Origin of the sequence: Longispora fulva, from assembly GCF_015751905.1 — a bacterium.
In the GTDB taxonomy this organism is placed as follows: domain Bacteria; phylum Actinomycetota; class Actinomycetes; order Mycobacteriales; family Micromonosporaceae; genus Longispora; species Longispora fulva.
Genome location: NZ_JADOUF010000001.1, coordinates 2,303,513 through 2,324,876, shown reverse-complemented (window position 1 = coordinate 2,324,876; position 21,364 = coordinate 2,303,513). Strand labels below are relative to the sequence as shown.

Here is a 21,364-nt window from a genome sequence, read left to right as displayed (position 1 = left end):
ACATCCAGAAAGGTGCGTCGTGACCCCCACGCCCAGCGCGGCCTATGACCTGATCGCCACCAACGTGCAGCACGTGTTGCGCGGCAAGCCGGACCTGGTCCGGCTTGCCGTCGCCGCGCTGTTCGCGGAGGGGCACCTCCTGATCGAGGACGTGCCCGGGGTCGGCAAGACCACCCTGGCCAAGTGCCTGGCGGCGAGCATCGACGGCCGGATGAGCCGGATCCAGTTCACGCCGGACCTGTTGCCCGGCGACATCACCGGCGTGATGGTGTACCACCAGGGCACCGAACGGTTCGAGTTCCACCCGGGCGGGATCTTCGCCAACGTGGTGCTCGCCGACGAGGTCAACCGGGGCACGCCGAAGACCCAGTCCGCCCTGCTGGAGGTGATGGCCGAGCGCCGGGTCACCGTGGACACCGTCCGGCAGGACGTGCCACGCCCCTTCCTGGTGATCGCCACCCAGAACCCGATCGAGATGGCCGGCACCTACCGGCTGCCCGAGGCCCAACTGGACCGGTTCCTGATGCGGCTGTCCGTCGGGTACCCCGACCATCAGGCCGAGATGCAGGTGGTGATCGGCGAGTGCGCCGGGATCGACCCGGACGTGCTGCGCCCGGTGCTCAGCGTCGAGGACGTGCTGCGGGTGGTCGATGAGGTGCGGCGCAGTCACGTGGACCCGGAGGTGGTGTCCTACGCGGTGCGGCTGGCCGCGGCGACCAGGACCCATCCGGCCGTCCGGCACGGTGCCAGCCCGCGCGGCAGCATCGCGCTGGTCCGTGCCGCGCAGGGGCTCGCGGCCACCCACGGCCGGTCGTTCGTCACCCCCGACGATGTGCGGGACGTGTCCCGGGCGGTGCTGTGCCACCGTTTGGTGCTCACCCCGGAGGCGGAGCTCGACCGGCGGCTGCCCGAGCAGGTGGTGGCGGAGGTCCTGGCCGACGCGGCCGTCCCGATGACGCACGCGCGGAGCTGACGGTGCGGCTGACCGGCCGCGGTCTCGCCGTGCTCGGCGGGGCGGTGGTGTGCTACGCGCTGGGCGAGTGGGCCGGCTATCCGCTGCTGCGCGCCGTGGCCGGGGTCGCCGCGGGCGCGTTGACCGCCGCGGCGCTGGCCGCGCTGGTCCGGCCCCGGGTCGAGGTGCGCCGCACGGTGCACCCGGACCGGGTCGAGCGCGGCCGGCCGGCGCTGGCCTCCCTGGTGGTCCGCAACGTGGGCGGCCGCGGGTTGGCGGGGTTCACCGCCGGGGACCGGATCGGCGACCACGTGCACCAGGTCCGGGTGCGGTCCCTGGCGGCCGGCGCGGAGACCGCGTACCACTATGAACTGCCCACCGGGGTGCGTGGCCGGCTGGTCGTGGGGCCACTGGCGCTGTACCGGTCCGATCGCCTGGATCTGCTGCGCAGAGAGCTGCCCGCGGGCGGCACGTCCGAGGTGTGGGTGTATCCGCGCCTGCATGCCGCGCGGCCCGCCGGCACGGGCTCTGCGCGGCACCACCACGACGGTCCGATGGCCGAGTCGCCGTCGCACGGGTCGGAGGACCTGCGCGCGGTACGGGAGTACGTGCCGGGAGACGAGGTGCGCCACCTGCACTGGAAGGCGACGGCGCGCACCGGGCGGCTGATGGTGCGCGAGTACGCCGACCCGGCCCAACTCCGGCTGACCGTCCTGCTGGACACCCGGTCGGCCGCGCTGTCGCCGGAACTGTTCGAGGAGGCGGTAGAGGTCGCGGCGTCGCTGCTGTACGCGTCGACCCTCGCCGGGCAGCACTGCGCACTGTTGACCCCGGACGCCCGTGACATGTCCACCGGGTCGGACGCCAGGGCGCTGTTGGACGAGCTGTGCCTGGTCACCCAATGTGCGGAGGCGACGATCATCCCCGGGACGGCCGGGCGGCCGGGCGGGGCCGTGACCGTGGTGACCGGGGCTGACACGGAGCTGGGCCCGGTGCGCCGGTGGCGGCCGGACACGGTGGTGCGGCTCGGTGCCGAGCGGACGCCCGGGGCGATCTGCGCGCGGGACGCCGCCGACGCGATCACCCAGTGGAACGCCCTGGGAGCCAGATGAACCGGCTCGGGATGGCCGGCCTGCTCGGCGCTACCGGACTCGCCGGGCTGCTGTTCGCGCCGGTGTTCGGGCCAGGCCCGCTGCTACCGCCGATCCTGGTGCTGCTCGCGGCCTGCTACGCCTGCTGGGAACTGGTCGCGCGCCGGCCGGCGCTGGAGCCGCTCCGGCCCGTGCTCCTGGCCTTGGCCGGCCTGCTGGCAGTCGTGGAGACCGTGCTCTTCCGGACCACAGTGGCCGGTCTGCCCACCGGCGCGACCGGCACGGCCCTGTGGCACGGGGTCACCCGGAGCTGGCAACTCACCCTGCAGTCCACCTGGCCGGCCCGCCCCGATCCCGAGCTGATGCTCTTCGTGCCCCTGGCCGTGCTGCTGGCCACCGTGGTCGGCGTCGAACTGCTCCGCCGCCCGCTGCTCGCCCTGCTGCCCAGCCTGGCCCTGCTGGGCCTGAGCCAGGCCTACCAGGCCCTGTCCGGCGGGCCGGCGGTACTGGCCGCGCTCTGCTACGCGCTGGCGGCCGCGGTGCTGCTGGCCGCCCGGCGGCCCGGTGACGGGCGGGTCAGCTGGGCCGCGCTGACCGTGCTCACCGTCGCCGCCGGCGCGCTCGCCGTCACCGCCGCCGACCCGGCCGACCGGGAACCCTACCGGCTCAGGGACGCGCACCCGGTCCCGCTCCGGCCACAGCGGATCACCGACCCGTTGCAGGACATCGCGGCCCGGCTGGTCCGGCCGGACCAGGAGGTGTTCCGGTACCGGGCCGACGCGCCCGTCGACCGGTGGCGACTCGCCGTGCTCGACGGCTTCGACGGAGCGAACTGGTCCACCGACGCCCGGTACTACCGGCTGGGCACCCGGTTGCCCGCCGCCGGCCCGACCCGCACCGCGGAACTGCGGCTGCGCGCCCTACCCGGCCCGTGGCTGCCCAGCCAGCCGGGACTGACCGCGGTGGACGGCCTGGCACCGCTGGTCGACCAGGCCGGCGGCACCCTGCTGCTGGAGTCCGGACCGGTCCCGGACGCCAGCTACACCCTCAGTTGGTCGGAGCGGTCCGTCGATCCGGGCACGCTGCTCGCCGCCGCCGTCGACCCGCGCGCCCCGGGCGGCCTCGGCGCGCTCGGCCCGGTGCCCGATGGCATCGACCCGATCGCGCACGACGCGGTGCTCGGCCTGCGGCCCACCTTCCAGTCGGCGCTGCAGCTGGAGCGGTACCTGAAGGACGGGTACCAGCTCGCCGAGGACGTGCGGGACCTGCCGACCGGGCACGGCTGGCCGCAGCTGCGCCGGTTCCTCCTCGAGAGCCGCAGGGGCACCAGCGAACAGTTCGCGGCCGGGTACGTCGTGCTGGCCCGGATGTCCGGCATCCCGGCCCGGCTCGCGGTCGGGTTCCGGGGCTCCACCGAGTACGAGGGCGGCTTCGCTGTGGTGCGCAACAGGCAGGTGTTCGCCTGGCCGGAGGTCGCGGTGACCGGGATCGGCTGGGTGCCGCTCGACCCGACCTCGGGCGCGAGGAAAGCCGGCCCGACCCAGACGGATCTCGCAGGCACCACCGAGAAGGCCCGGCGGCAACTGCCGTCCGAACAGCAGCTGCGGCCGGCCCGGCTGCCCGACACCCGCCCAGGCGGGGAGGACCGCCACCACAGCCCGACCCGGGTGGCGTGGCCGGCACCGGCGGCCGGGGCCCTCGCGGTGCTGCTCGGCTGGCTCGTCGGGGTGCCCGTCGCCAAGGCGGCCCGGCGGTGGCGGCGTCGACGCCGATCAGGGGTCGACGGAGTGCTGGGCGCGTGGCTGGACGTGCGGGACCAGGTGTGGGCGCACGGCACCGGGTACCGGGTCGAACTGACGCCGAGGGACCTGGCCTGGCTGGCAGGCGAGCCGGTGCGGGAGCCGATGCTGCGGCTGGCCGCCCAGGTGGACGCCGCAATGTGGTCCGGCACCGCCGCGGCCGACCCCGCCGCCGCGTGGGCCGAGGCGCAGGCGGTGCGGCGCGGGCTGCGCGGCCGGCCACGGTGGAGGCGCCTGCGGGCCGCGCTGGAGGTGCGGACCCTGCTCGGTCACAGGTTGCAGCGCGCGCCGCGGATCGGCACCGGATCACTGGTGTAGATCCGCTGGCCGTCGGTGCCCCGGATCAGGAAGCAGTACTTGCGGTCCGGGTCGACGGGCACCCGCATCGTGTGCGTGCGGTGGGCGACGAGCACCATGTTCTGTAACTGCTCGCCAGCCACCACGACGGCGAAGTCGAGGTCCGCGTCGGTCTGCCAACTGAGCTGGACCTGGGTGCCCTCGTCAGTGGGCGGGGCCAGCTCCAGGCGCATCCGCGCCCCGACGGTGACCTCCGGCGCGACACGGACGGCCGGTGCGGCCTGGTCATGGCCGGCGGGCTTGTCGCGGGGGAGCAGGGTCAGCGGTATGACCGTGAGCGTGACCACCGCCGCGGCGATCCCGACCAGGATCGCGGGCCGGCGAGCCCGCGGGCCGCGGGTGCCGCCGGGGCCGCCGAACGTCTTGACCAGGGTGCGCCGAGCGGAGCCATCGCCCGGCGGAGTGCCGGTTGCGGGTGGGGTCGCCGTCCGCGGCGCCGGGTCCACCGGGTCGGCGACGGGTGACACCGGTCCGGGAGCAGCGATCGCCACCGGGACGGGCCGCGCCCCGGGCGTCTTCACCCGGGTGGGGGCGAAGTCGTCGAAATCGTAGTCGTCCTGCGGGGTCGGCTCCGGCTCCGGGGCGGTCATGCCCCGCCGCAGTCCCTCGAACAGGTCAACCAGGCCGGCGGCGTCGACCGGCCGGTCCGCCGGCTCTTTGGCCAGCAGCCGGGCCACCACGTCGGACAGTGCCGCCGGCACCCCGGGCACCTCGACCGCCGGGGCCGGCTCGCGCAGCACCTGCAGAATCCGTTCCGCCGGCGGCACCCCGGTCCGGCGCGGGAACGGGGCCGCGCCGGTCAGGGCCAGATACAGCACCGCCCCGAGCCCGTACAGGTCCGACGCTGTCGTGCGCACCGCGTCGCGCAGGGTCTCCGGTGCGGTGTACTCCACCGCGTACGCCCGGTCCGCGCGCAGATCCTCGCGCAGGGCCAGGCCGAAGTCGGAGACGCAGATCTCGCCGGACATCCGGAACAGGACATTGTGCGGGGTCAGCCCGCCGTGCACGACGCCGGCCGGGTGCGCGGCGGCCAACGCGGACGCGACCGCCGAGCCGACCGCCAGGGCCTCGGCGACGGGCACCGGACCGCCGGAGGCGACCCGCCGCGCGAGCGAGCCCCGGCACAGCTCCATCCGGGTCGCGTGCCGCCCGCCGGGCACCGCGACCTCGCCGTCGACGGCCAGGATCGAGCGGACCGTGCGGAGCGCGGCCAGGTCCGCCCGCTCGCGGGCCAGCCGGGCGGCGGTGTCCCGGCCGAGCTTGTCGGGGTACACCTTGATCGCGACGTCGTCGCCGGTGTCGGCGGACCGGCCGATATAGACGGTGGCGATCGGACCCGTGCCGAGCTGGCGCAGGTCATCGACCGCTGGGGAGTGCGGCACCGTCCCAGGGTAGGGCACCCGCTACCGCCGCGGAGCCCGCGCGGCAGGTTCCTGCCTCCGCCGCCCACGACGGGACCGACGCGCCGAGGCTGGCAGCATGCAGAGCTATGGCCTGATCCGGGTGACCGTCGCCACCCCGAGCCGCCGCGTCGACATGGCGCTCCCGGAGCACGCGGCGGTCGCGGAGATCCTGCCCGGGTTGCTGGCCCACACCGGGGAGCCCGGCGCCGCCGACGGCGGCTGGCTGCTCCGCCGCGCCGACGGGACCGCGTTCGACCCGGAACGGACCCTGGGCGGGTACCGGGTCCGCGACGGCGAGATCCTGCACCTCACGCCCCGGCGGACGGACTGGCCGGAGGTGGAGTACGACGATCTGGCCGACGCCGTCGCCACCGGCGCCACCGGGCGCGGCTGGGGTCCCCGGCACACCCGGGCGGCGGGACTGACCTGCGGCGCGGGCGCGGTGCTGCTCGGGCTGCTCGCGGTCCTGCGCGCCGGGCCGCCCTGGACCGCGCCCGCGCTGTGGGCGCTCGGCGTGGCCGGAGCCGCACTGGTGGCCGGGGTGGTGGCCTCCCGGGCCTTCGGCGACGCCGGGACCGGTGCCGTGCTCGCGGGGGTGGCGCTGCCGCTGGCCTTCGCGGGCGGCGGACTGCTGCTGGCGGGGGACGAGTCACGGTTCGGCGCGGGACACCTGCTGCTGGCCGGAGCGGCGCTGCTGCTGGCCGGCGTGATCGGATACGTGGGCGTCGCGGCGGCACCGGCCCTGTTCTGCGGGGCCGCGACGGTGGGGGTACTGACGGTGCTGGGCGGCTGGTTGGCCGGGACGGACACCGTGGCCGGGCACCGGGCCGCCGCCGTGGTCGGGGCCGTGGCGCTCGTGGTGTCCAGCGGGTTCGCGCCGCTGGCGTTGCGGCTCGGCCGGGTGCCGATGCCGGTACTGCCGCGATCGGCCGCCGACCTGGTCCGCGACGAGCCGCAGCCGCCCCTCGCGGTGGTACACGCCGCCGTGGCCCGCGCCGACGCGCTGCTCACCGGAATGTTGTGCGGCGTGGCCCTGGTCGCGGCCTGCTGCGCGGCGCTGCTGGTCCGCAGCCGCGGGACGGCGGAACTGGTGCTGGTCGGGGTGCTCGCGGCCGGGTTCGGGCTCAGAGCACGGCTGTACCCGGTCGTGCGGCAGCGGGTACCGGTGCTGGCCGCCGGACTGGTCGGCGCCGGAAGCCTCGTGCTGGTGGGCGCGCCGCTGATCGCGGGAACGGTGGCGGTGGCCGGTGCGGCGCTCGCGGTCGGGGCCGGCCTGGTGCGCAGCGTGCGGGCGGCGGGGCCGTACGCGGGGCGGATCGCGGAGTACCTGGAAATGTTGATCATGGTGGCGGTGGTGCCGGTCGCGTGCTGGGTGCTCGGCCTGTACGACCACATGCGCGGCCTGGGGGGATAGATGGCGTCCAAACGGGATCAACTGCAGGCGTACCAGTTCCTGGTGCAGCGGACCGTCTCCGCGCTGGTCACCCGGGACACCGACCCCGAGCGGCCACCGTTTCGCCGGGCAGAGACCTCGGCGTTCGCCGGGATCGCGGTGGCACTGGTGGCGCTGGCCTTCTTCGGGGTGTACGGCCTGATCGTCGCAGGGGGAGACACCTCCTGGCGGCGGCAGCCGGCGGTGATCGTGGAGAAGGAGACCGGCACCCGGTACGTGTACCTGAACGAGAAGCTGTACCCGGTCACCAACTACGCCTCCGCCCTGCTGCTGCTCGGTGACCACCGGCCCACCGAGCGGGTGTCCCGCGACTCCCTGGTCGGCGTGCCGCGCGGCCCCCGGGTCGGCATCCCGGACGCCCCGGACGCGTTGCCCGACCGCAAACGGCTGCTGACCGGCGCCTGGTCGCTGTGCACCGTGCCGGCCAGCGACCAGTCCGGCGCCCGGGTCGAGGAGTCCGTGCTCCTGGTCGGCGAACCACCACGGGGAGGCGCCGACCTGGGCGAACAGGGCCTGCTGGTCGAACTGGTGCCGACAGGGGACCGGTACCTGGTCTGGCGCGGCCACCGGCACCGGATCAACGACTATCCGGCGGTCGGCACCGGGCTGGCCCTCGGGGCCGAGTCCTGGGCCCGGGCCGGCCGGGCATGGCTGGACGTGCTGCCCGAGGGCGCCGCGATCGGCGCGCTCACCCCGGCCGGTGCCGGTGGACCGTCCGAGGCGGTGCCGGGCCGCCCGGAGTTGCGGATCGGCGCGCTGCTGGTGGTGCGGACCTCCACCGCCGGCCAGCAGTACTACCTGGCCGAGAAGGACGCGTTGCGGCCGATCACGGATCTGCAGTACGACATCCAGCGCGCCGCGGCCGGCGACGCGGTGTCCCTGGCCCCGTCGGCGGTCGCCGCCGCACGGCAACTCGATCCCGTGCCGGCCACTGTCGACGCCGCCCCGGCCGCCCGGCCGCCGATGGCCCGGCTCCGGGATCGGGAGGCCACGGTGTGCGCGACCGTGCGCCGCGCGGACGAGCCGCCGCGCCTGGTGCTCGACCCGGGACTGCCGGCCTCGGTGCCGACCGCCCGGCGGTCGGACACCGGGACCCCGCTCGCCGACCGGGTGTACGTCCCGCCGGGCTGGGCGGCGGTGGTCGAGGCGATGCCCGCGCCCGGTGCGCCGGCGGGGACGCTGACCGTGGTCACCGATCAGGGGCGGCGCTATCCGCTGGCCACCCCGGAGGTGCTGAGGATGCTGGGGTACGCCGGGGTGCGGCCGGTCCGGCTGCCCGCCGGGTTGGTGGCCCGGTTGCCGGAGGGGCCTGGGCTGGATCCGCAGGTCGCGGGCCGGCCCGTGTAGGACGCGACCGCGCCGGCCAGCTGGAGCTGACCGGCGCGGTGGTCCACTGCGGACGGACACCGTGACCGGTGTCGCGGGGTGGATTCAGTGCACGTCCCAGATCTCGGAGTCGAGGACCTCGCCCGACCGGTCCCGGGGCAGGGCGAACTGGGCCGGATCGGAGGCCCCCGCCCGGCCCCGCAGCCCCGCCAGCACCCCGTCTGACCCGTTGGCCGGCTTGCGCCGGGTGCCGGTGCGCCCGGCCGGCCGCTCGGCCGCTCCCGCCCGGGGCACTCCGCCCGAGCCCCGACCGCCGGACATCGGCATCATCGGCGACAGCACCCCGCCAGCCCCGCCTGTCCCGGCCGCGCCGCTCAGGGCACCCGACGCGACCGGCGGCGCCTGGGCGGCACCCGTCGGGCCTATCCCGCCGACCGGAACGCCCGTCGACGACATCCCGCCGCCGAAGCCGGCCGGGTCGACACCGCCACCGATCCCGGCGAGTGCGGGCCCGCCCGACGACCAGTCGGGTGCCGACCAGTCCGGCAACGTGCCACCCGGCAGGCTCCCCACTCCCGTGCCGGAACCGCCGGTGAGGCTGGACACCAGGCCCTCCACGGCCGACAGGGCCTCGGTCGCGGCCTTGGCCGCCTTGGTGGCCTCCGACGCGCTGGGCAGTTGGATACCGGGCACGAGTTCCGCCGGCGAGGCGACCCCGGACGCTGCGCACACCGTGAGCATCGAGGCGTCGAGCTGGGCGCCGAGCGCGGTCATCCGCGCCCCGGAGGCCTGCTGGATCGCGAACGCGGCCGGGGCGGTGAACGGATTGGACAGCGCCGCGACGTAGGCCTGGTACAGCCCGGACACCGTGCTCGCCGCCTCCGGGATCGCGCCGGCCAGGGTGGTCAGGTTCGACACCACCTGGGAGGAGTCGATCCGCTCGCCCCAGCCGCTCAGCTCGGCGAGGGTGCGCCGGGTCTTGGTCTCCAGTTCCCGGCCGGCCTCGTCCGTCCACTCCGTGGCGAGGTTACCGATCCTGGTGTTCAGCTCGGTGCGGGCCGACTCGATCCAGGCCCGCACGTCGGTCCACATCTTCGCCTGGTCCTGCAGGACGGCGACGCTGGCCAGCTGCGCGTTGACCATGGCCAGGTGCGACTCGATCGGGAAGGCGTTGTACACGACAGTCATGTTCGGCACTCCTCAGGCGCTGTGCTGCGGATCGGTCGGCGCGTGCGCGCCGGGGGTGGGGGTGTGGGCGTGCCCGGTGGATGACGTCCCGGTACCCGCCGTGAGCTGCTTGACCAGGCTCACCCCCTGCTGGGCGAGCTTCGCGGTCGCCGCGACCAGTTCCAGGCTGCTGGTCACGTCGGCGGCGGTGTAGGACGCGGAGGCAGCCTTCACCTTCGCCGAGTAGGTGACCATCTCCTCGGTGACCTTGGTCAGGTATGCGGCGACCAGGGCGGTCGACGCCTTGTCCAGCAGGGACATCGCGATGCCCTCGAACAGCCCGCCCAGGTTCGGCGGGGTGCCGAGCCGGGCGAGTGACGACGGCAGCTCGGGCGCCTTGAGCTGGGTGGAGAAGGCGGCCATCGCCGTCGGGTTGCCGTTGATCTCCGTTGCGGGCATCTGCCCCTCCTTGGGTTTCAGTGACTCGGCGGCAGCCAGCCGAGTTGGACCAGACTCTTCGTGCCCCGCCGATTGACCAGCCAGCCCCGTCCGGGCGGCAGCACCTGGGCGCGCATCCCGCCGAGCAGCGGGCCCTCGTCCCGGTCGCCGGACATCATCAGGCCGGGCGAGCCGACCTCCCGCAGCCTTGCCAGGAACGGTTCGAACAGGCCCCGGCCCGCGCCGCCGGTCCGGCGGGCGAGCACCACGTGCAGGCCGATGTCCAGGCCCTGCGCCGCGAGCGGCAACAGCGGCATCAGCGGATGCTCCTTGTGGGTGGCGACCATGTCGTAGTCGTCGACCAGGACGAAGATTTCCGGGCCGCGCCACCAGGACCGGGTGCGCAGCTGCTCCGGGGTGATGTCGGGCCCGGGCAGCCGGCGGGCGAGCTCGCCGGCCACCTCCGCCAGCAGGCCGCGGCTGTGCTCGTCGTTGGTGCCGTAGCCGAGCAGGTGGCGGTCGTCGATCTCGCCCAGCAGGCCCCGGCGGTGGTCGACCAGCACGATCCGGGCCTGCTCCGGCGAGTACGCCTGGCAGATCCGCCGGGCCAGCAGCCGCAGGAACGAGGTCTTACCGGCCTGGGTGTCGGCCAGCAGGAAGAAGTGCGGGTCGGTGCCGAAGTCCAGCCGGACCGGGGACAGGTCGTGCTCGTGGATGCCGACCGCGAGCCCCGCGTCCTCGCCGGTGACCTGGTCGACGGCCGGCAGATCCGGATAGGGGTACGTGCCGGGCAGCAGCCGCACCCGTGGAGCCGGGGCCCCGGGCCAGGCCCGGCTGACCGCCTCGACCAGGGCACCCGTGCCGGCGGCCAGGTCGTCGGTCTCGTCCGAGCCGTCGATGCGGGGCAGCGCGACCAGCATCTGGTGCCCGGACATCGCCAGGCCCCGCCCGGGGCTGTCGGCGGGCACCGCCGCGGCGGCCCGCCGGTCGATCACCGAGTCGATCGGGTCGCCGATCCGCAGCTCGAGTTTGCTGGCGAACAGGTCCCGCACGTTCATCCGCAGGTCGAACGCCTTGGCGCAGCTCGCCACCACGTGCACCCCGTACGCCAGTCCCCGGGCAGCGATGTCACCGACCGCAGCCTCCAGGTCGTCGAACTCGGCGCGTAGCGTCGCCCAGCCGTCCACGACCAGGAACACGTCCCCGTGCCGCTCGTCGCCCAACGCGCCCTCGGCCCGCAGCCGCCGGTACGTGGCGATGCCGTCGATCCGCCGCGCCGCGAACATCCGTTCCCGCTGGGTGAGCACCGTGGCCACCTCGGCGACCGTGCGCCGGACCGCGCCCACGTCCAGCCGGCCGGCGACACCGGCGACGTGCGGCAGGCCGGCCAGCGCCGCGAACGTGCCCCCGCCGAAGTCGAGGCAGTAGAACTGCACCTCGCGCGGGGTGTGGGTGAGCGCCAGGCTGGTGACCAGGGTGCGCAGCGCGGTGCTCTTGCCGGTCTGCGGCGCGCCGATCACCAGCACGTGCCCGGCCGCGCCGGACAGGTCCAGCTCCAGCGGATCACGGCGCTGCTCGAACGGCCGGTCCACCAGGCCGATCACCGGGCGCAGGTCGCCGGCCCCGGCGGACAGTCCGCGCACCGGGTCCTCGGAGAGCGCCGGCAGCAGCGCGTCGACCGTGGGCGGCCTTTTCAGGGGCGGCAGCCAGACGTGGTGGGCGGGCGCGCCCCGGCCCTGCAGCCGGTCGACCAGCACGTCGAGCAGGGCCTCACCCGGCACCGGGTCGGGCTCGGGCTCGGTCAACCCGGTGCTGTCGGGTTCCGGAGCGACATGGTCCACGGTGTACTCGCGCAGCCCGAGCACCGGCCCGGTCCGCGCGCCCCTGCGGGCACCGGGGTCGCGCTGGTGCACCCCGGACACGTAGGCCGAACGGAACCGGTCCATCGGCTCCGTGCCGACCTTGAGGAAACCGTGCCCGGGGGAACGCGGCAGCTGGAACGCGTCCACCACCCCCAGCACGGCCCGGCTGTCCATCTCCGAGAACGTCCGCAGCCCGATCCGGTACGACAGGTGCGCCTCCAGCCCGCGCAGCCGGCCCTCGTCGAGCCGCTGGGAGGCCAGCAGCAGATGCACCCCGAGCGACCGGCCCACCCGGCCGATCTGGACGAACATGTCGATGAAGTCGGGCTTGGCGGTGAGCAGTTCGGAGAACTCGTCGCAGATCACCAGCAGGGTCGGCACCTCGGGCAGCTCGGCGCCCGCGGCCCGCGCCTTCTCGTAGTCGCGCAGCGAGGAGTAGTTCCCGGCCGCGCGGAGCAGCTCCTGGCGGCGGACCAGCTCCCCGTTGATCGCGTCGGTCATCCGGTCGACCAGGTGGATCTCCTCGCGCAGATTGGTGATCACCGCGCTGGTGTGCGGCAGCGCGTCCAGCCGGGCGAACGTGGCGCCGCCCTTGAAGTCGACCAGCGCGAAGTTCAGCGAGTTCGGCGGGTGGGTGACGGCCAGGGCCAGTACCAGGGTGCGCAGCAGTTCGGACTTGCCGGAGCCAGTGGCCCCGATCAGCAGCCCGTGCGGGCCCATCCCGTCCTGGGCGGACTCCTTGAGGTCCAGCTCGATCGGCACCCCGTCGGCCTGGATCCCGAACCGGACCCGCAACCGGTCCCGGTTGGGTCGGGTCACCCAGGTGTCAGCCGGGTCGAAGGCGTACGGATCGCCGAGCTCCAGCAGCTCCGCCAACCCGAGTTCGGCGCTGAGCGGGGCGTCGCCGCGCGCCCCGGCGGTCAGCCGCAGCGGCGCGAGCTGGCGGGCCAGGCCCTCGGCCGCCACCGGCCCCAGCGCGTCGGCCGTGCCGAGCGGCACGTCACCGTCGCCGGTCTCACTGACCAGGGTGCCGTCGGCTTCGACCCGCAGGGCCACCACCGTGCGGTCCGCGCCGCGCGGCGGCGGGCCGCCCAGGGCCACGATGGTCACCCCCTCGACCCCGCCGCCGGTCATCAGGTGATCGGAGCCGGTGACCGATCCGCCGTCCAGCACCACCACCAGGTGCGGTCCGGGCAGCCGGACGGCCACCTCCGGGTCGAACCGGGGCCGGTTGGCCAGCTCCTCGGCGAGCATCGCCTCCAGCGCCGGCACGGTCGGCGCGACCAGCCGGACCGGGCCGAGCGCGTCGGTGCGTTCCGGGTGCAGCGCGTGCGGCAACCACTTGACCCAGTCCCAGTCCGACCGCCGGTCCCGGCCGGCGCACACCGCGATCCGCAGGTCGTCCGGGGACTGCCACACGCCGAGCTGGGCGAGCATCGCGCGGACCGTGCCGAGCACCGCCGCCCGGTCGCCGCGCAGCTGGATCCGGCTGAATCCGTTGACAGCGATCGCGATCGGCAGCCGGGGGACCGTGCTGTGCGTGGTGAGAAACCGGCGCAACGCCAGCGCCGACAGCGGTTCGAGGTCCTCGAGGGGCACGGTGTCCGGGGGCACCAGGGTGATCATCGGGCTCTGCGCGCCCCGGCCGAGCCGGACCGCGCCGAAGTCGGGGTCGTCCTTGCGGCGCTCCCACAGCCGAGGCCCGGCCGCGACCGACCAGAGCGCACCCGGCTCCGGGTGCAGGTACTCCATGGCCGCCCGCTGCTGGCGCACCGCCCGCCGCAGCCGCAGCCGGTGCTGGCTGAGATGGCGCAGGTACCCGCGCCGGGCCAGCCCCATCTCGCGCCTGCTCGGGCCGGCGCTCTGCAGGAAACCCATCACGATCATGCCGAGCATGCCGACGCCCATCAGCCCGTACACGATGAACCGGATCTGCCCGGCGATCGAGCCGGAATACAGCAGCACCGTGGAGCCCATGATGGCCAGCATCGGCAGCACCATGAGGATCTGGGCCCACTGTCGGGCCGCCGGAGCCGGGATCTCCGGCGGCGGCTGCAGGATCAGCTCGCCGGAGGGCAGCTCCGGGGCCGGCGCGCGGGTCGGCCGTTTCACCAGGATTGTCGCCACACGGCGATCATTCGCGATCCAAGACCCCGGCGCGGTGCGATGGCAGGAACGTGCCGTGCGGCGGGAACAGCGGTTCGGGCGGATTAGCGTCCGTACCGCGATCACCGAGGAAATGAGGAGGGTGCATGTCTTCCGGGAAAGCGGATCTCGACTTCGGCGCGGTCCAACAGATGATCAACTCCACCGACAGCGCGCAGCAGGAGCAGAACGACGCCAGCCACGGTCACGACCAGCGCAACCAGACCACCATCGAGGGCGGCCTGGCCGGCCAGGTGCTGGGCGCGGCCCGGGACCGGGGTGTCGAGCGGCAGTCGGACTGGTCCAGCGTGTCCGCCGGCAACAACCGGGCGCTCGTCGACAACTTCCACCAGGCGCTCGGCGCGTACTCGCAGGGCCAGGACGACGCCGTCCGCACGGCCAACGCGATCAGCTACGGCACCGGCAGCGCCATCAACCCGACCTGAGAGGAATGACCCATGGCAGACGACCGCTTCAAGGTCGACTTCAACGCGATGGACACGGCGAGGTCCGACGCGCACCGGGCCGCGAGTGACATCGGCAACCGGGCCGACGAGCAGGTCCGGCTGATGCAGGGCGTCTACGGCTCCGGCTGGGACGACGACACCGCCGAGGACGCGCTCCAGCAGCACCAGCAGCGCCAGAAGATGACCGGCTACCACACCGACGGCCTCAACGGCGAGGGCGACGCCTACGGCAACATCGGCCAGATCGGCCAGGACACCCTCAACCAGGCCCGGGCGTACATCGGGCAGGGCTGAACAGGCACGGCACAGGCGCCCGGCGCGTACCACGCGCCGGGCGCCGCCGTTCAGTCAAGGATCTCCAACCGGAAGCCCTGGGCCAGCACGCTCTCGAAATGATCGGCGTGCGCGCCGAAGAGCTGCCGGTCATCGCCGTCGGCCACGGTGACCTCGATCTCGATGTACCGGGGACTGTCCTCGGTCCCACCGCCGCAGATGCAGCACCGCAGACGTTCTGAGGTCTTGCGCATGGCTCGTCACTCCCATCGTCCCTGGTCCACCCTGCGGGCGACCGAGCTGTTGGACATGTTGATCACCGTAGTCGGCTCCCCGGACGGATTGCCTGGGTCGTAGATGACGACGTCGCTGCGGCCGCCGCCACGGTCCAGCACCCGGACCATCTGCCCGTCGTCCTGGACGTAGAGGTCCCCGTCCTGCTTGACCTCGTTGACGTCGATCTCGCGTTCGGAGATCCGGAGCTTGCCATGGATGTCGCGCGCGGCGGTGCTCTCGCCGCCCGAGCCCTGGTGGTCGGTGCGCATCGGTTCGACGCGGTCGTCCCGGGACGCGTGGGACAGGATGTCCCCGGCGCCGGCGGCGGCGGTGCCGACCCCGGCGGCGATCACCCCGGCGGACGCGATGTTGGCCGGCACCCCCACGACCGCCCCGGCCCCGGTGAGGTCGAGCGCGACACCGCCGACCTCCCCACCCGCGCCGAGAGTGGCCAACGCGATGCCGCCGACCATGGAGGCGGTGTCCAACGGGTGGTGCAGCATGGCGTTGCCGATCGACGCGAGGCCGTTGACGGCGTGGCCCACCCCGTTCGCCAGCGCCGCGCCCACACCGCTCAGGAAGTCGCCGACCCCGCCGTGCGCCGGTCGTTCCCCGCTGACGATCTGCCACAGCGCGTCCGCGATGCCCCTGGCCAGGTCGCGGGCCAGCGACGGGCCCGGATTCGGCCCGTGCAGCAGCCTGAGGTACGCCTCGTCGTTGTGGGCGATGGTGTTCGTGATGATCCGCTTGACGGTGACGATGACCGTGGCGTAGCGGGCGGCGACGCTGGACAGTGCCTGGGCGCGGCCGTCGACCTTCACCCACTGGCCGGCGTTGGCGGTGATCCGGTCGACCAGGACCGCCCCGGCCTCGTCGTGCCACGCCTCCCCGGTCGCCCGGGCGTCGGCGATCAGGTCGTCGCTTGCGTCGAGCACCATGTCGCCGAATCCGCCGAGCACCTGCGACAGCCGCTGCGCGTGTTCCTCATTGTCCGGGGGCCAGGAATCGTGGAAGGCCTTGACCGCGTGCCACAGCGGCGACGACGGCTCCACGATCATCGAAACCGCGCCTGGAGCAGCTCCGCCACGGCATGCGCCTCGGCGGTGGCGTAGACGTCGACGCAGTCCATGCCGGCCGCGGCCAGCGCCGCCGGCAGCGGGCTGACGCTCTGAAGGTGCTGCTGGAACGCCGTGTGGGCCGGATCGTAGACGGCGCGGAACCGTGCCCCCAGCGGTCCCTTGCCCAGCGCGCCGGTCAGCCAGTCGACATCGGCGCCGGCGGTCCGCCACGCCGCCTCGAGCTGGTCGGCTATCCCGTGGAGCACGTTCATCGCGCGCATCGTCGCGTCCAGGTTCATGTCCAGGCTCATCCGCCACTCCTCCGGTCGACAACAGGTGGCACCGCCCAGCCCGGACGCCAGCCCCGCCGGCGGCCCCGGGCGAACACCGCGGCCAGGACGGCGACCAGCGCGCCCGTGCCCCCGGCCACCCCGGCCAACCCGCGCGCGGTGGTCAGGACGTGCCGGTCGCGCGCCTCGCGGTCGAGGCGGGCCTGGTCGGGTGGCCGGGCCACGTAACCGGGCCGGGTCGTGGGCCGGGCCAGGTCGAGCCCGTCGGTCACCGCACGGTACGGGTCGACCAGGCCCGCGCCGAACGCCCGGCTGTCCCGGCCGCCCCGGGCCGGACTGGCCGTGGCCTTCAACCGGCGGGCCACCTCCGGGGCGCTCAGCGCGGGCCACGCCGCTCGGACCAGTGCCGCGGTGCCGGCCACGAACGGGGCGGCGAAGCTCGTGCCGTCCAGGTACGCGTGGCCGTCCACCCTGGTTGCGCCGACCACCTTGGCCCCGGGCGCGACCAGTCCCACGTACCCGCCGATCTGCGAATCCGGGAGCCGGGCGCCGTTGATGTCGACGGCACCCACGCCGAGCACGCCGTCGTAACCGGCCGGGAACGACGGCAACTCGCCCGCGTCGCGTTGCGCGTTGCCGGCCGCGGCCACCACCAGGGCGTCGCGTGCCACCGCGTAGGCCACCGCCTCCCGGATCGCCGGGAAGTCCGACTGACCGGCCAGGGACAGGTTGATCACCCGGGCGCCCTGGTCGGCCGCGTACCGGATGCCGTCGGCCACCGCCTGCGGGTTGATCCGCAGCAGCTCGCCCCGGTCCCCGACGTCGCGGTCACTGATCCGCACCGCGAGCAGCTCCGCGTCGGGTGCCACGCCGTGGAAGCCGACGTCCGGCACCGGGTCCGCGCCGATGATGCTGGCCACCGCCGTGCCGTGCGACACGCAGTCGAACGCGCCTGGCAGCGCCCCGGGCAGGTGGAAGTCGCGTCCCGGCCGGACCTTGCCGGGCCGGCGGAGCTGCGGGTGGTCGGCGTCCACTCCGGAGTCGATCACCGCGACGAGCACCCCGGCACCCCGGCTGTACGGCCAGGCCCGGCGCGGGTCGAGGGTCTGCTGGGCCCAGGGCACCTGCTGGATCCGGGCGTGCGGCCCCTCGGGGTCATGGCAGGCCCCCGGTGGCGGCGCGGCGGCAGCCGGGCTGGCCACGGCCACCGCGAGCAGCGCGACCGCGATCGGCAGGGCATGAAGTCGACTCACACTGGCATCCTGCGGGCCGTGCCCGGGGCGGGACGTGGCGTGTCCTGTTGCGGCCAGGGCGGTTCCCGGCGGCCGGACCCGCACGACACTGGGCCGATGGAACCAGTCGACTATGAACGGCTCGCGCGCGACGTCCGGTCCATCCGCGAGCGGGTGGCGGCGGTCCGGGCCGGCGCCGAGTCCCCGGACGGCCTGATCTCCGCGGTCGTCGGCGGCTCCGGCGAGCTGCTGGAGCTGCGCCTGGACCCGCGGATCTACCGGACCGCCGACGCGGCCGGGTTGAGCGCGGACATCGTGGGCACCGTGCGCCTGGCCGCCGGGCGGGCGCGGGCGGAATGCCTCGTCCTGGCCTGGAGCACCGTGCCGACCGGCCCCGGGGCGGAGCCGACCGACGCCGGGTTCGACCCGGTCCTGCGTGAACTCGACCAACGGATCACCGGAGGTGGTGGGCGATGATCGGCGAACCGTCGAGCGACCTGTGGCGGGCCGTGCGGGCCGTCTACGACTCCTGGCCGCCCGACAGTGAGGATGTCGCGGCGCAGCTCGCCACGGACCTGGGCCGGCTGCGCACCCAGGCCGGCGAGGGCCGGGACGGGGTCCGCCGGCTCGTCCGGGCCGTCAACGGGTCCTGGCTGGACGCGGCGGGCGACGACATGGCCGCCGGCCTGACCCGCAACGGCGAGCGGTGGAACACCGTCTGCCAACTCGCCGAACACCAGGCGACCCTGGCCGGCCGGTACGCCCAGCGGCTGGCCGACGTGAAGACCACGATCACCGCCGGGATCGCCGGCAACGACCGGCTCTACCAGCTGCTCGACGCGGTGCCGATGTTGCATCCGGTACGCGACCGCCTCGTCGACAACCTGGCGCACTCCTTCCGCGACCTGGTCGCCGAGCAGCCGACCGGCACCGCCAACGACCCGACCGTCGGGCTGTGTATCGGCGCGTCGGTCAGCGTGCCGGGCCTGTCGTTCTCCTGGACGGGATGCGTCATCGAAGCGCCGGACGGCTCGGTCGGTCTCACCTCCTCGCACGCCGGCGGTCTGAGCAACACCCTCGGGGTCAGCGCGACGGCGGGCGTCGGGGTGCAGCTCAGCGACGGGGACACCGTCATGGACCAGGAAGGGCCGTTCAACAACGTCTCGGTCTCCGGCGGCGAAGAGCTCGGGGTCAGCGTGGACGCCGACTGGGGTACGGGCACCAACGGTCAGCCGGTGCACACCGGCACGGCCCTTGTGGGGATCGGGGCCGGCGCTTCGGGTCGGATCGGCCGGAGCGAGACACACGTCTGGGAGATCATCCCGGGTAGGTAGAGGAGGCACGACAGATGGCTGGCGACAACGCGGACATGCTGATCACGGAGATGGACCGGCACGCGACCACCCTCGGCACGGTCGGCGACGACCTGGACGCGGCCTGGTCGCGGGCCGCCGAGCGGATCCAGTCGGCGGTGACCCGCCTGGGCCTGGGCCCGATGGGCCAGCGGTTCGCGGCCAACTACGGTCCGGGGCACCGGCGGCTGGGCACCGACGCCCCGGCCGCGGTGGCCGACACCGCGCGACTGGCCGAGGCCGGTCGGCGGAGCGTCCTCGGCTACGAGCAGGGCCAACAGGCGGCGGTGACGGTCATTCAACCGCACTGATCCGGTACCCGACGCCGCGCACCGTGTGGATCAGGGGCGGCTGCCGCAACTTCCGCCGCAGCTGCCCCACCACCACGTCGAGCACATTGGACACCGGGTCGGCCATCTCGTCCCACGCGTACCGGATCAGCTCCAGCCGCGACACCGGCCGCTCGGGTTCGGTCATCAGCCGCTCCAGCACGAGCAGCTCCTTGCGGGTGACCGTGAGCAGCACGCCGTCCCGGCGGACCTCGGCGCGTCCGTTGTCGAGCTCGACGTCGGCGTACCGCAGCACGCTCGGCGGCCGGACCACGGTGCGCCGGCCCAGGCTGCGCACCCTGGCCACCAGTTCGACCATCGCGAACGGCTTCACCAGATAGTCCCCGCCACCGTGCCGCAGGCCGTCGACCCGGTCGGCGAGACTGTCGCGGGCGGTGAGGAACAGCACCGGCACCGCCCAGCCGGCCTGGCGGCGGGCGGCGACATACGGCAGGGTGTCGCCGTCCGGCAGCATCCGGTCGAAGACGACGCAGTCGTAACCGTTGACGCTGAGCGCCAGATCAGCGCCGAGCAGGTCGGCGCAGGCGTCGACGGCGAGACCGCTGGCCCGCAGGGCGGCCTCCAGCGCGATCCGGAGATTGTCGTCGTCCTCGACCACCAGCACCCGCACACCGCGGATACTATCCGGCGCGGTCCAGCAACCAGCCCTGGTCCATCGCCTTGGCCCCGGCCTGGAACCGGCTGCGGGCACCGAGCCGGTTCATCAGATCCGACACCAGCCGGCGCACCGTGCGGACCGAGATGCCCAGCCGGGCCGCCGCCGACTCATCGGTGCTGCCGGCGCACAGCAGCGACAGCAGATCGCGTTCGCGCCGGGTCAGGACGGTGCCCGTCTCGGGCGGTTCGGCCGGGCTGAGCGGCACGCCGGCCTGCCAGATCCGTTCGAACAGCTCGACGGCGGGGGTGACCACGCCGGGCAGTCGGAACACGGCCACGCCGGCCCGGGACTCACCGGGCAGCACCGCGACAGTCCGGTCGATCACGATCGCCTCCATCGGCGCGGCCTGGTCGGTGCGGACCTCGGCGCCCAGCCGGGTGAGCCGGGCGAGCACACCGGAGAGTCGGGCCGAGTCCGGGAACAGCACCCGGTACCGGACCCCGCGCCGGATGTTGTCGAAGTCCACCCGGCGGAACCCGCCGATCGGCCCGTCGCCCCGACCGGAGCTCATCACCAGCACCTCGTGCCCGGCACCCGCCAACAACGCGTCAATCCCCGTCCAGCCCGCCGCCGGCCGGCCGCCGACCACCAGGCTCAGCCGGGGCCGTCCGTCGGCGGCCCGGTCCGCCGGCACCGGGACCGCCCCGACCGGGCGGGCCGCCCCGGACTCCCGGCCGGGCCCGGTGCCCAGCCCGTGCCGCGCCGCGGTGACCTCCGGCCCCGGCTCGACCCCCAGTTCCGCCGCGAGAATCCCGCGCACCCTCTCAAACGCCGCCACTCCCTCCGCCATCCGGCCGGCCCGGCCCAGCGCCTCAATCAGCCTGGCCCAGGTGGACTCCCGCAGAGGCTCCCGCTCGGTCAGGCCCCGCAGCACGGCCACCGCCTCAGCGGCCCGGCCCGCGCCGAGCTGGGCCTGGGCCAGCAGTTCGTGCAGTTCCCGGTGCAACTCGTCGAGGCGGGCCGCAGTGGCCCGGGCGTCGGGAAAGTCGTACCCGTCCAGGGGCGCGCCCCGCCACAGCCCGAGCGCCGCCGCCGCGTGCCCGGCGGCCTGCTCGTACTCGCCGGCGAGCAACGCGGTCCGCGCCGCGCCGGCCAGGTCCGCGGCGACGTCGAGGTCCAGCTCCGCGGATGCCACCCGCAGCCGGTAGCCGCCGGACCCGCCCTCCAGGCGGTCGCCGAGCTGCTTGCGGAGCTGCCAGACGTAGCTGCGCAGGTTGCGCACGGCGGAGGGCGGCATGGCCTGTTCATGCCAGATCGCCTCGATCAGATCGTCGACCTTGACCCAGGCGTTAGCGTTCAGGAGCAACGCGGTCAGCAACGCGGCGAGTTTGGCGGCCCGTGGCTCGATGCGTACACCATGGTCGGTGTGGGTCTCGAGTGGACCGAGTAGGCGAAACTGCATGCACCAACCTTGT

20 protein-coding genes are annotated in these 21,364 nt (G+C 74.5%); 10 read left to right on the top strand and 10 right to left on the bottom strand.

What is annotated here, in order from left to right:
* The first annotated feature begins 19 nt into the window (after positions 1-19).
* Genes IW245_RS10250 through IW245_RS10240 form a run of 3 tightly spaced genes read left to right on the top strand, consistent with a single transcriptional unit; the run spans position 20 to position 4,160 of the window.
* Positions 20-973: an AAA family ATPase gene (locus tag IW245_RS10250; protein ID WP_233472403.1), complete on the top strand. Its 954-nt coding sequence runs from the start codon at positions 20-22 to the stop codon at positions 971-973.
* 2 nt (positions 974-975) lie between these two features.
* Positions 976-2,064, top strand: coding sequence for a DUF58 domain-containing protein (locus tag IW245_RS41550; RefSeq protein WP_197002940.1), 1,089 nt, complete (start codon positions 976-978; stop codon positions 2,062-2,064).
* Complete coding sequence (locus tag IW245_RS10240) at positions 2,061-4,160, top strand: transglutaminase TgpA family protein (RefSeq protein ID WP_197002939.1); 2,100 nt, start codon at positions 2,061-2,063, stop codon at positions 4,158-4,160. The genes IW245_RS41550 and IW245_RS10240 overlap by 4 nt, the downstream gene beginning before the upstream one ends.
* Here IW245_RS10240 and IW245_RS10235 read toward each other — a convergent pair.
* A complete protein-coding gene (locus IW245_RS10235) occupies positions 4,112-5,581 on the bottom strand; it encodes a serine/threonine protein kinase (RefSeq protein ID WP_197002938.1) in 1,470 nt (489 codons plus the stop codon). The genes IW245_RS10240 and IW245_RS10235 overlap by 49 nt on opposite strands.
* 97 nt (positions 5,582-5,678) lie before the next feature.
* Between IW245_RS10235 and eccD the strand changes: the two genes are divergently transcribed.
* The gene (gene eccD, locus IW245_RS10230) at positions 5,679-7,016 is read left to right on the top strand and encodes a type VII secretion integral membrane protein EccD (protein WP_197002937.1); all 1,338 of its coding nucleotides are present in this window, start codon (positions 5,679-5,681) and stop codon (positions 7,014-7,016) included.
* Positions 7,017-8,402: a type VII secretion protein EccB gene (eccB, locus tag IW245_RS10225; RefSeq protein WP_197002936.1), complete on the top strand. Its 1,386-nt coding sequence runs from the start codon at positions 7,017-7,019 to the stop codon at positions 8,400-8,402.
* Between the two features lie 84 nt (positions 8,403-8,486).
* Here the strand turns inward: eccB and IW245_RS10220 are convergent, their stop codons facing one another.
* From IW245_RS10220 to eccCa, 3 genes are read right to left on the bottom strand one after another with little or no spacing between them, the layout of a single operon-like run.
* The gene (locus IW245_RS10220) at positions 8,487-9,569 is read right to left on the bottom strand and encodes a hypothetical protein (protein WP_197002935.1); all 1,083 of its coding nucleotides are present in this window, start codon (positions 9,567-9,569) and stop codon (positions 8,487-8,489) included.
* A gap of 12 nt (positions 9,570-9,581) precedes the next feature.
* Positions 9,582-10,007 carry a hypothetical protein gene (locus tag IW245_RS10215; RefSeq protein ID WP_197002934.1) on the bottom strand — a complete coding sequence of 142 codons (426 nt, stop codon included), beginning with the start codon at positions 10,005-10,007 and terminating at the stop codon, positions 9,582-9,584.
* A gap of 17 nt (positions 10,008-10,024) precedes the next feature.
* Positions 10,025-13,975 carry a type VII secretion protein EccCa gene (gene eccCa, locus IW245_RS10210; protein WP_197002933.1) on the bottom strand — a complete coding sequence of 1,317 codons (3,951 nt, stop codon included), beginning with the start codon at positions 13,973-13,975 and terminating at the stop codon, positions 10,025-10,027.
* Between the two features lie 125 nt (positions 13,976-14,100).
* Here eccCa and IW245_RS10205 point away from each other — a divergent pair, with 125 nt between their 5' ends.
* Positions 14,101-14,439 carry a hypothetical protein gene (locus IW245_RS10205; RefSeq protein ID WP_197002932.1) on the top strand — a complete coding sequence of 113 codons (339 nt, stop codon included), beginning with the start codon at positions 14,101-14,103 and terminating at the stop codon, positions 14,437-14,439.
* Positions 14,440-14,451: 12 nt separating this feature from the next.
* Complete coding sequence (locus IW245_RS10200) at positions 14,452-14,754, top strand: hypothetical protein (protein ID WP_197002931.1); 303 nt, start codon at positions 14,452-14,454, stop codon at positions 14,752-14,754.
* 50 nt (positions 14,755-14,804) lie between these two features.
* Here the strand turns inward: IW245_RS10200 and IW245_RS10195 are convergent, their stop codons facing one another.
* From IW245_RS10195 to mycP, 4 genes are read right to left on the bottom strand one after another with little or no spacing between them, the layout of a single operon-like run.
* Complete coding sequence (locus IW245_RS10195; RefSeq protein WP_197002930.1) at positions 14,805-14,987, bottom strand: hypothetical protein; 183 nt, start codon at positions 14,985-14,987, stop codon at positions 14,805-14,807.
* 6 nt (positions 14,988-14,993) lie between these two features.
* Positions 14,994-16,067 (bottom strand): WXG100-like domain-containing protein, encoded by a 1,074-nt coding sequence (locus tag IW245_RS10190; protein ID WP_197002929.1) that lies wholly within the window; start codon positions 16,065-16,067, stop codon positions 14,994-14,996.
* Positions 16,064-16,378 (bottom strand): hypothetical protein, encoded by a 315-nt coding sequence (locus IW245_RS10185; protein WP_197002928.1) that lies wholly within the window; start codon positions 16,376-16,378, stop codon positions 16,064-16,066. Before IW245_RS10185 ends, IW245_RS10190 begins: the two co-directional genes overlap by 4 nt.
* A complete protein-coding gene (gene mycP, locus IW245_RS10180) occupies positions 16,375-17,610 on the bottom strand; it encodes a type VII secretion-associated serine protease mycosin (protein ID WP_197002927.1) in 1,236 nt (411 codons plus the stop codon). Before mycP ends, IW245_RS10185 begins: the two co-directional genes overlap by 4 nt.
* Before the next feature lie 96 nt (positions 17,611-17,706).
* Between mycP and IW245_RS10175 the strand changes: the two genes are divergently transcribed.
* From IW245_RS10175 to IW245_RS10165, 3 genes are read left to right on the top strand one after another with little or no spacing between them, the layout of a single operon-like run.
* A complete protein-coding gene (locus IW245_RS10175; protein ID WP_197002926.1) occupies positions 17,707-18,066 on the top strand; it encodes a YbaB/EbfC family nucleoid-associated protein in 360 nt (119 codons plus the stop codon).
* The gene (locus tag IW245_RS10170) at positions 18,063-18,923 is read left to right on the top strand and encodes a WXG100-like domain-containing protein (protein WP_197002925.1); all 861 of its coding nucleotides are present in this window, start codon (positions 18,063-18,065) and stop codon (positions 18,921-18,923) included. The genes IW245_RS10175 and IW245_RS10170 overlap by 4 nt, the downstream gene beginning before the upstream one ends.
* 14 nt (positions 18,924-18,937) lie before the next feature.
* Positions 18,938-19,252, top strand: coding sequence for a hypothetical protein (locus tag IW245_RS10165; RefSeq protein WP_197002924.1), 315 nt, complete (start codon positions 18,938-18,940; stop codon positions 19,250-19,252).
* On the opposite strand, the gene IW245_RS10160 is transcribed toward IW245_RS10165, so the two are convergent.
* Both IW245_RS10160 and IW245_RS10155 read right to left on the bottom strand, forming a co-directional pair.
* Positions 19,236-19,901: a winged helix-turn-helix domain-containing protein gene (locus IW245_RS10160; RefSeq protein ID WP_197002923.1), complete on the bottom strand. Its 666-nt coding sequence runs from the start codon at positions 19,899-19,901 to the stop codon at positions 19,236-19,238. The genes IW245_RS10165 and IW245_RS10160 overlap by 17 nt on opposite strands.
* A 10-nt stretch (positions 19,902-19,911) precedes the next feature.
* Positions 19,912-21,351 (bottom strand): BTAD domain-containing putative transcriptional regulator, encoded by a 1,440-nt coding sequence (locus IW245_RS10155; protein ID WP_197002922.1) that lies wholly within the window; start codon positions 21,349-21,351, stop codon positions 19,912-19,914.
* Positions 21,352-21,364: the final 13 nt, after the last annotated feature.